Raw genomic sequence first — 8,206 nt, 5'->3', positions numbered from 1 at the left:
CCCCTGGGAGGGGGACCGGGGCCCGCGTCACGGCACTGTGGGGGCTCAGGCCTCCACGGTCGGCGCCACGGCCTTACGGGTCCGGGTGCGCTTCGGCTTGGCTGGGGCCTCCTCGGCCTCGGCAGCGGCGGCCTCGGCCACCGGAGCCTCCGCGGCAGCGGCGGCCTTGCGGGTCCGGGTGCGCTTCGGCTTCTCCGGAGCCTCCTCGGCCACCGGAACCTCGACCGCCGGGACCTCCGCGGGCGCCACGGCCTTGCGGGTCCGGGTGCGCTTCGGCTTGGCCGGGGCCTCCTCGGCCACCGGAGCCTCGGCGACGGGCGTCTCGACGACCGCGACCGGGGTCACCGGGGCGGCCTTGCGCGGAGCCCGCGCGGGCCGGCGGGTGGACCGGACCGGCTCGGACGGCGGGGCGATCTGGAAGTCCGGCTCGGGGCCGGACGGCACCAGCACCGGAGCCCGGACGGGCGAGGCCGCGGCCGCGGCCAGGATCGAGGTCTGGGTGGGCTTGCGGGTGCGGGCCTGCCGGGGCGGCGCGGCCGGAGCCTTCGCCGACGCGGCGGGCGCCTCGACGACGGCAGCGTCGGCGACCTGCGCCCCGGCCACCGGTGCCGCAGCCGCAGCCGCGGGCACCTCGATCACGGGCACCTCGACCACGGGCACGTCAGCGACCGGAGCCGCCGGGGCCGACACCCGGGTACGGCGGCGGCGCGGCCGGCGCGGCTGGTCCGCTGCCGGGGCCTCGTCGACCGCGGGGACGGCCGGCGGGGCCGTGGCCTCCGGGGCCTCCGCCACCGGGGCCGCGTCCGCGGACTCGCCGGGCAGGACCTCGGCACCGCCGCGCGTACGGCGGCGCTGGCGCGGGGTACGCGTACGGGCCGGACGCTCCGCGACGGGGGCGGAAGCCGCACCGCGGCCGCCCCGGCCGCCACGGCCGCCGGTCTCGCCCAGGTCCTCGATCTCCTCGGCCTTCAGGCCCGCCCGCACGCGCTCGGAGCGCGGCAGGATGCCCTTGGTGCCGGCCGGGATGCCCAGCTCCTCGAACAGGTGCGGGGAGGTGGAGTACGTCTCCACCGGGTCGTGGAAGTCCAGCTCCAGCGCCTTGTTGATCAGCTGCCAGCGCGGGATGTCGTCCCAGTCGACCAGGGTGATCGCGGTGCCCTTGGCGCCGGCCCGGCCGGTGCGACCGACCCGGTGCAGGAACGTCTTCTCGTCCTCGGGCGTCTGGTAGTTGATGACGTGGGTCACGCCCTCGACGTCGATGCCGCGGGCCGCGACGTCGGTGCACACCAGCACGTCGACCTTGCCGTTGCGGAACGCGCGCAGCGCCTGCTCGCGCGCCCCCTGGCCCAGGTCGCCGTGGACGGCGCCGGAGGCGAAGCCGCGGCGCTCCAGCTGCTCGGCGATGTCGGCCGCGGTGCGCTTGGTGCGGCAGAAGATCATGGCCAGTCCGCGGCCCTCGGCCTGCAGGACGCGGGCCACGAGCTCCGGCTTGTCCATGTTGTGCGCACGGTAGACGTGCTGGGTGATGTTGGCGACGGTCGCGCCCTCGTCGTCGGGCGAGGTGGCGCGGATGTGCGTCGGCTGCGTCATGTAGCGGCGGGCCAGGCCGATGACCGCGCCCGGCATGGTCGCCGAGAACAGCATGGTCTGGCGCTTGGCCGGCAGATGGTTGATGATCTTCTCGACGTCGGGCAGGAAGCCCAGGTCGAGCATCTCGTCGGCCTCGTCCAGGACCAGGGCCTTGACGTGCGACAGGTCGAGCTTGCGCTGGCCGGCCAGGTCGAGCAGGCGGCCCGGGGTGCCGACGATCACGTCGACGCCCTTCTGGAGCGCCTCGACCTGGGGCTCGTACGCGCGGCCACCGTATATGGCGAGGACGCGGACGTTGCGGACCTTGCCCGCGGTCAGCAGGTCGTTGGTGACCTGCGTGCACAGCTCGCGCGTCGGGACGACGACGAGGGCCTGGGGGGAGTCGGTCAGCTGGTCGGGCGTGGCCCGGCCGGCCTCGACGTCCGCGGGGACGACGACCCGCTCCAGCAACGGGAGGCCGAAACCGAGCGTCTTGCCGGTTCCGGTCTTCGCCTGGCCGATGACGTCCGTGCCGGAGAGGGCGACGGGGAGGGTCATCTCCTGGATGGGGAAGGGGGTCACGATGCCGACGGCTTCGAGGGCTTCGGCGGTTTCGGGAAGGATCCCGAGTTCTCGGAACGTAGTCAGGGTGCTGCCTCTTCTGTGAGACGCGGCGCGAGGCGGCGAGGGGGGTCGTACCGTGCCGGGCTTGCAGTACTGCATGTACGTACGAAGCTGCGCGGGACCACTGCCTTCGCTCAAGCCGCCAGTGCCGCTGAGGGGGCCCCTCGTGGACGCTGTACGCATGGACGTACGCATCATCCGAGGGCGGTCGGGTTGGAGCCGATCGGGCCACCGACCGGGCATCCTCATGCGATGGCCCGCCGAGTATTCGGCAGGCGCTTTACCACTGTACCCCGGAATCGCGCAGGCGTGTCGGGTGAATTCACCTGGTCGTCGCGTTCGGGTGGACGGAAGACGGCGTGACGTGGTGGCGTCACGGGTGGTGACGTGGTGGCGTCGGGGGTGCGGGGGCGGGCTATTGTGCGGAGCATGTCGACCGTAGAAAACGCATCGCCCGCCGACGACGGCACCACCGCCGAGGCGACCGGTATCGCCGCCCAGGACTGGGCGACCGCCTCCGCCTCGCCGCAGTACCGCGCCGCCGTCGTGGACCTGCTGGGCGCGCTCGCATACGGCGAGCTCGCGGCCTTCGAACGACTCGCGGAGGACGCGAAGCTCGCGCCCACCCTCGACGACAAGGCCGAGCTCGCGAAGATGGCCTCCGCCGAGTTCCACCACTTCGAGCGGCTGCGCGACCGGCTCGCGGCGATCGACGTCGAGCCCACCGCCGCCATGGAGCCCTTCGCCAAGGGCGTCGACGACTTCCACCGCCAGACCGCCCCCTCGGACTGGCTGGAGGGCCTGGTCAAGGCGTACGTCGGCGACTCGATCGCCAGTGACTTCTACCGCGAGGTCGCCAGCCACCTGGACGCCGACACCCGCGCCCTCGTGCTCGCCGTCCTCGACGACACCGGCCACGGCGGCTTCGCCGTCGAGAAGGTGCGCGCCGCCATCGAGGCCGACCCGCGCTGCGGTGGCCGGCTGGCGCTGTGGGCCCGCCGCCTGATGGGCGAAGCGCTCTCCCAGGCCCAGCGCGTGGTCGCCGAGCGCGACGCCCTGTCCACCATGCTGGTCGGCGGGGTGGACGGCATGGCGGCCGGCTTCGACCTGGCGGCCGTCGGTGAGATGTTCGCCCGGATCACCAAGGCCCACACCAAGCGGATGGCGGCGCTGGGCCTCGCCGCCTAGGGCCGTGCCCAGGGCGTGCGGTCGGGACGGTCCCGATCCGCCGCACTCCCGCCCGGCCGGATGTGCCGCAGGCCGGGGAGCCGGTGCTACGGGCGCCGCCGCCAGCGGCGGCGGTCAGCCCCGCGACGGAAGCGAAAAGGGCCGGTGGGCGGGGCGGGAGGCGGACTGCCTGCCCGGGCGCAGCAGCAGCGACAACACCACCGCGGAGACCAGCACCGAGCCGACCAGCGTCGCGGTCACCGTGCCGTGCCCCGGGCCGAGCGCGTACTGCGTGAGGTAGGCCCCGAACAGGGCCCCCAGCGCCCCGCTGACCAGCACGACGCGCGGCGACGGCAGCCGGGGGGCGAACAGCCGCAGGGCCGCTGCCGACAGTGCCAGGCCCAGCAGGACGGAGCCGAGCGCCTCAATCAGCAGCATGGGGGCCTCCCGCAGGTCAGGGGCTAACCGGTCACCCCGGTCCTACCCGAAGCGGAAGACAGGGAAACGGCCCGGTGGAATCAACCACCGGGCCGTTTCGCCCAGTTCTCGAAAAGCGCGCCGGAACGGACCAGACCGTGCAGGAACGCGTCAGACCGTGCCGAAAGGCGTCAGGCCGTACCGAAACCGACCTTGCGCGCGCTCGGCTCGCCCAGGTCGACGTACGACAGGCGGTCGGAGGGCACCAGGACCCGGCGGCCCTTGGTGTCGGTGAGGCTCAGCAGCGGTGCCGAACCGGTCAGCGCCTCGGAGACGATGCGTTCGAGCTCCTCGGCGCTCAAGTCGCTCTCCAGCACGATCTCCCGGGGTGCGTGCTGCACGCCGATCTTGACCTCCACGGCTTTGTCCCTCCGACGCTCGATTGTGCGCGATCAGCCGCGCCGTACCGGTCCACATTAGCCCGCAGAGGCGACACGCAAGCCGCGCAGCGGACACGCTGCGAGCGAACAGCGGATCACGCCGGGGCGCCGTCCGAGCCGTGCAGCGGGAAGCCCGCGATGCCGCGCCAGGCCAGCGAGGTCAGCAGCCCCACCGCCTTGTCGCGGGCCACCGGACTCTCGCTGGAGAGCCAGTACCGGGCCACGACCTGCGAGACCCCGCCCAGGCCCACGGCCAGGAGCATCGACTCGTCCTTCGACAGGCCGGTGTCCTCGGCGATCACGTCGGAGATGGCTTCGGCGCACTCCAGCGAGACGCGGTCGACGCGCTCGCGCACCGCCGGCTCGTTGGTCAGGTCGGACTCGAAGACCAGGCGGAACGCGCCGCCCTCTTCCTCCACGTACGCGAAATAGGCGTCCATGGTCGCGGCCACGCGCTGCTTGTTGTCCGTCGTCGACTCCAGCGCGCCGCGCACCGCCTGGAGCAGGTTCTCACAGTGCTGGTCCAGCAACGCCAGGTACAGGTCGAGCTTGCCCGGGAAGTGCTGGTACAGCACCGGCTTGCTGACCCCCGCACGCTCGGCGATGTCGTCCATCGCCGCCGCGTGGTACCCCTGCGCGACGAAGACCTCCTGGGCCGCGCCCAGGAGCTGGTTGCGTCGGGCTCGGCGCGGCAGGCGCGTGCCCCGGGGACGCGCTGCATCCGTCTGCTCGATGGCTGTCACGCCGCCTCCCACTTTCTCTGTTGCCGCAGTGCCCATGCCTCTGCGCCGCGCCCGCCATCGTACTTTTCGGTAACCGAATCTGTAGGGTCGAAGCCGAGTTTTCTCGCTGTACGGACCGCCCGGAGGTGCTGGTCAGCGGCGCCGGGAGGGGTTACCGAACGGTAGTCCGGGTGGCCGGGCGCGGTCGGCCGGACGGGCCCGGGCCGCTCAGCGGTAGTCGTCCTCGTCCAGGGGCACCACCCGGGCCTGGTCGACGGCGTCCCCGTCGGCGGCCTCGCCCTGGTCCACCCCCGTGACCCGCTCGTCGTCCTCCTCGGGCTGCAGCTCGGCCCGCTGCTCCGCGGCATCGGCCTCGGGCGCCTCCGCGTCGAGGACGTCGCGGATCTTGCCCCGGAAGGTCTCCGGCTCCGCCGGGTCGACACTCATCTGGCTCCCCTTCTTCCCACCCCTCGCGGTCCCTGCCTCACCTATGAGCCTAGGAGGATCGCGGTTGGGCCGCTACGTGGATGCCCGGGCGTCCTGCGCGGATCTGTGATGCCGAACACAAGAGTCCGGACGTGATCGTCTCGTAACATTGCCCCCATGTCTTCGACCGAGCTGCCGGGTGTGCGATCGGCCACCGAGCCGTCCTTCCGGGCGGGAGCCGCCCGGGTGGCCGAGGGGGAGCAGCTGCGCACCGCCCTGCTGCCCGGCCTGGAACTGACCGTGAGGTCCCGGCCCGCGACCCGCAGCGGACTGCCACCCGCCCTGTTCGTGCACGGCCTCGGCGGCTCCTCCACCAACTGGACCGCCCTCATGGCCCTCCTGGAGGACAGCGTCGACTGCGAGGCCGTCGACCTGCCGGGCTTCGGCTGGTCCCCGCCGCCGGTCGACCGGGACTACTCGGTCACGGCGATGGCACGCGCGGTCATCCGCCACCTCGACGCCGGCGGCCGCGGCCCCGTCCACCTGTTCGGCAACTCCCTCGGCGGCGCCGTCAGCACCCGCGTCGCGGCCGTCCGCCCCGACCTGGTGCGCACGCTGACGCTGGTCTCGCCCGCGCTGCCCGACCTGCGCATGCAGAAGTCCGCCCTGCCGACCGTAATGCTCGCCCTGCCCGGGATGACCGGACTGCTGCACCGCCTGACCGGCGGCCTCACCGCCGAACAGCGCACCCGCGGCGTGATGCAGCTCTGCTACGGCGACCCCTCCCGGGTCCGCCCGGAAGACTTCCGCAACGCCGTCGACGAGATGGAGCGGCGGATGGCCCTGCCGTACTTCTGGGAGGCGATGACCCGCTCCACGCGCGGCATCGTCGACGCCTACACCCTCGGCGGGCAACACGGGCTCTGGCGCCAGGCGCAGCGGGTGCTCGCCCCGACCCTGCTGGTCTACGGCGGCCGCGACCAGCTGGTCGCGTACCGTACGGCCCGCAAGGCGGCCGCCTCCTTCCGGGGCTCCAGACTGCTGAGCCTCCCCGAGGCGGGCCACGTGGCGATGATGGAACACCCCGAGGCGGTGGCGAACGCCTTCCGGGAACTGCTGCACGACACCGACCGAGATACCGAAGACGGCAGGGGCTGACGACCGTGGGACGACATAGTCGCAAGGGCCCTGCCCCCGCTCCCGCCCCGGCGCACCCGGCACCCGAGCCGGCCGCGGACCCCTCGTACGGCGCGTACGACGTGTACGAGGAGTACCCCCCGTACGGGGAGCGGCCCGGGTACGGACACCAGCAGGCGTACGGACACCAGCAGGCGTACGAGCAGCAGCCCGGGTACGAGCAGCAGCCGGGGTACGAGCAGCACCCCGGGTACGAGCAGCCGTCCGGGTACGAGCAGCCGTCCGGGTACGACCAGTACCCGCCGCACGACCCGTACCCGCCGTACGAGGAGCCGCGCGGCAGGCGCCGCCGCACCGAACCCACCGTCACCCACCAGGGCTACGCCCCCGCAGGCGCCCCCGAGCCCGGCGCGCGGCCCGGCGGCCGTCCCGACCAGCGCGAGCCCGGCGACGCGTGGGGCGCCGACGCCGACGCCGGCTCCGTCTACGGTGACTGGCGCGGCGTACCGCGGACCTCCGGTGCCTCCGCGGCGGTGCTGAACACCGGCACCCCTCCCTTCGGCACGCCCGCCGCCGGGTTCCCGCAGGCCGTCCTCGATCCGGAGCCCGGGGCCGACCCCGCCGATCCCTTCGCCTCCCCCGCCGCCACCGGCGCGCAGCTCCGCGTGGTGCCCCCGCCCCGCGAGGAGGCCGCGCCCGCCGAAGACGAGGACGAGTACGAGGAGGAACGGTCCTCCAGCCGCAGCTCCAAGGCCCGCACCTACCGCGGCATGGCCGCCGTGGCCGTCACCACTGCGATCGCCGTCGTCGTCGGCACCCAGGTGCTCACCGGCGGTGACTCCACCACCTCCGCCCCGCAAGCCGCCGGTAGCGCTTCCGACCGCGCCCAGCCCGGCCAGTCCGCGGCCTCCCGCTCCGACGACCGCGCCGCCGCCCCCCAAGCGCCTGCGCCGGCGCCGGCCGCGCCCGAGCTGTCGTACGAGCAGAAGATGGCCCAGCAGGTGCCGATCGACGCGAAGCTGAAGGGGCCGGGCACCTTCGACACCGTGCCCGGCGTCGCGGCCGCCCCCGGCAAGGGCAAGGTGGTCCGCTACCGCGTCGACGTGGAGCAGGGGATCGGGCTGGACGCGCAGCTGTTCGCCGAGGCCGTCCACCGCACCCTCAACGACGACCGGAGCTGGGGCCACGGCGGCTCCAAGACCTTCGAGCGCGTTCCGGGCGGCGAGGCCGAGTTCGTGATCACCCTGGCCAGCCCCGTCACCACCGGCGTGTGGTGCGCGAAGTCCGACCTGGACACGACCATCGACAACGTCAGCTGCGACTCCGCGTCCACCGAACGCGTGATGATCAACGCTTTCCGTTGGGCCCAGGGCTCTCCCACGTACGGCCCCGACCAGATGCTCGCCTACCGGCAGATGCTCATCAACCACGAGGTGGGCCACCGGCTCGGCCACGGCCACGTGAACTGCCAGACCCCGGGCGCCCTCGCGCCGATCATGCAGCAGCAAACGAAGTCCCTCGACATCGGCGGGATCTCCTGCAAGCCCAATCCCTGGGTGTTCCCCGGGAACTGACGTGCCGCGGGCCGCACCCGCAGCTGCCCCTTTGTTAGCGCTCTCGAACGCGAACCGTACGGGAAAGTTACGACTCTTCACCCCTTCCGGTGGCCGCCACGAACACAAACACTAACCGCACCAGCACACA

Annotated in this window: 8 protein-coding genes; 3 read left to right on the top strand and 5 right to left on the bottom strand. The window is 73.2% G+C overall.

Annotated features, from left to right (window positions below):
• Window positions 1-45 precede the first annotated feature (45 nt).
• Complete coding sequence (locus ACFV7Q_RS22580; protein ID WP_385430942.1) at window positions 46-2,151, bottom strand: DEAD/DEAH box helicase; 2,106 nt, start codon at window positions 2,149-2,151, stop codon at window positions 46-48.
• Between the two features lie 471 nt (window positions 2,152-2,622).
• Between ACFV7Q_RS22580 and ACFV7Q_RS22575 the strand changes: the two genes are divergently transcribed.
• Entirely contained in the window at window positions 2,623-3,381 is a 759-nt protein-coding gene (locus ACFV7Q_RS22575; protein WP_385430940.1) for a ferritin-like fold-containing protein, read from the top strand.
• 114 nt (window positions 3,382-3,495) lie between these two features.
• Here ACFV7Q_RS22575 and ACFV7Q_RS22570 read toward each other — a convergent pair whose 3' ends face one another.
• The 4 genes from ACFV7Q_RS22570 to ACFV7Q_RS22555 form a co-directional block, all read right to left on the bottom strand.
• Window positions 3,496-3,795, bottom strand: a complete 300-nt coding sequence (locus ACFV7Q_RS22570) for a hypothetical protein (RefSeq protein ID WP_385430947.1) — start codon at window positions 3,793-3,795, stop codon at window positions 3,496-3,498.
• A 173-nt stretch (window positions 3,796-3,968) separates the two neighbouring features.
• Complete coding sequence (locus ACFV7Q_RS22565; RefSeq protein WP_361089190.1) at window positions 3,969-4,196, bottom strand: DUF3107 domain-containing protein; 228 nt, start codon at window positions 4,194-4,196, stop codon at window positions 3,969-3,971.
• A 116-nt stretch (window positions 4,197-4,312) separates the two neighbouring features.
• Window positions 4,313-4,960: a TetR/AcrR family transcriptional regulator gene (locus tag ACFV7Q_RS22560; protein WP_385430938.1), complete on the bottom strand. Its 648-nt coding sequence runs from the start codon at window positions 4,958-4,960 to the stop codon at window positions 4,313-4,315.
• Window positions 4,961-5,167: 207 nt separating this feature from the next.
• Complete coding sequence (locus tag ACFV7Q_RS22555; protein WP_385430936.1) at window positions 5,168-5,386, bottom strand: hypothetical protein; 219 nt, start codon at window positions 5,384-5,386, stop codon at window positions 5,168-5,170.
• Between the two features lie 156 nt (window positions 5,387-5,542).
• On the opposite strand from ACFV7Q_RS22555, the gene ACFV7Q_RS22550 reads away from it, so the two are divergent.
• Both ACFV7Q_RS22550 and ACFV7Q_RS22545 read left to right on the top strand, forming a co-directional pair.
• Window positions 5,543-6,523, top strand: a complete 981-nt coding sequence (locus ACFV7Q_RS22550) for an alpha/beta fold hydrolase (RefSeq protein WP_385430934.1) — start codon at window positions 5,543-5,545, stop codon at window positions 6,521-6,523.
• Window positions 6,524-6,528: 5 nt separating this feature from the next.
• Complete coding sequence (locus ACFV7Q_RS22545) at window positions 6,529-8,076, top strand: DUF3152 domain-containing protein (RefSeq protein ID WP_385430932.1); 1,548 nt, start codon at window positions 6,529-6,531, stop codon at window positions 8,074-8,076.
• The last annotated feature ends 130 nt before the right edge of the window (window positions 8,077-8,206 follow it).

Source organism: Streptomyces sp. NPDC059851 (genome assembly GCF_042732005.1).
Taxonomy (GTDB): domain Bacteria; phylum Actinomycetota; class Actinomycetes; order Streptomycetales; family Streptomycetaceae; genus Streptomyces.
Note: the sequence above shows the minus strand (reverse complement) of the source record. Positions and strands in the feature narration are given on the sequence as shown.

What these genes read in the sequence shown, in the direction of transcription:
- ACFV7Q_RS22555 (WP_385430936.1), bottom strand. Translation starts at nt 5,386, where the DNA reads ATGAGTGTCGACCCGGCGGAGCCGGAGACCTTCCGGGGCAAGATCCGC.
- ACFV7Q_RS22550 (WP_385430934.1), top strand. Translation starts at nt 5,543, where the DNA reads ATGTCTTCGACCGAGCTGCCGGGTGTGCGATCGGCCACCGAGCCGTCC.
- ACFV7Q_RS22575 (WP_385430940.1), top strand. Translation starts at nt 2,623, where the DNA reads ATGTCGACCGTAGAAAACGCATCGCCCGCCGACGACGGCACCACCGCC.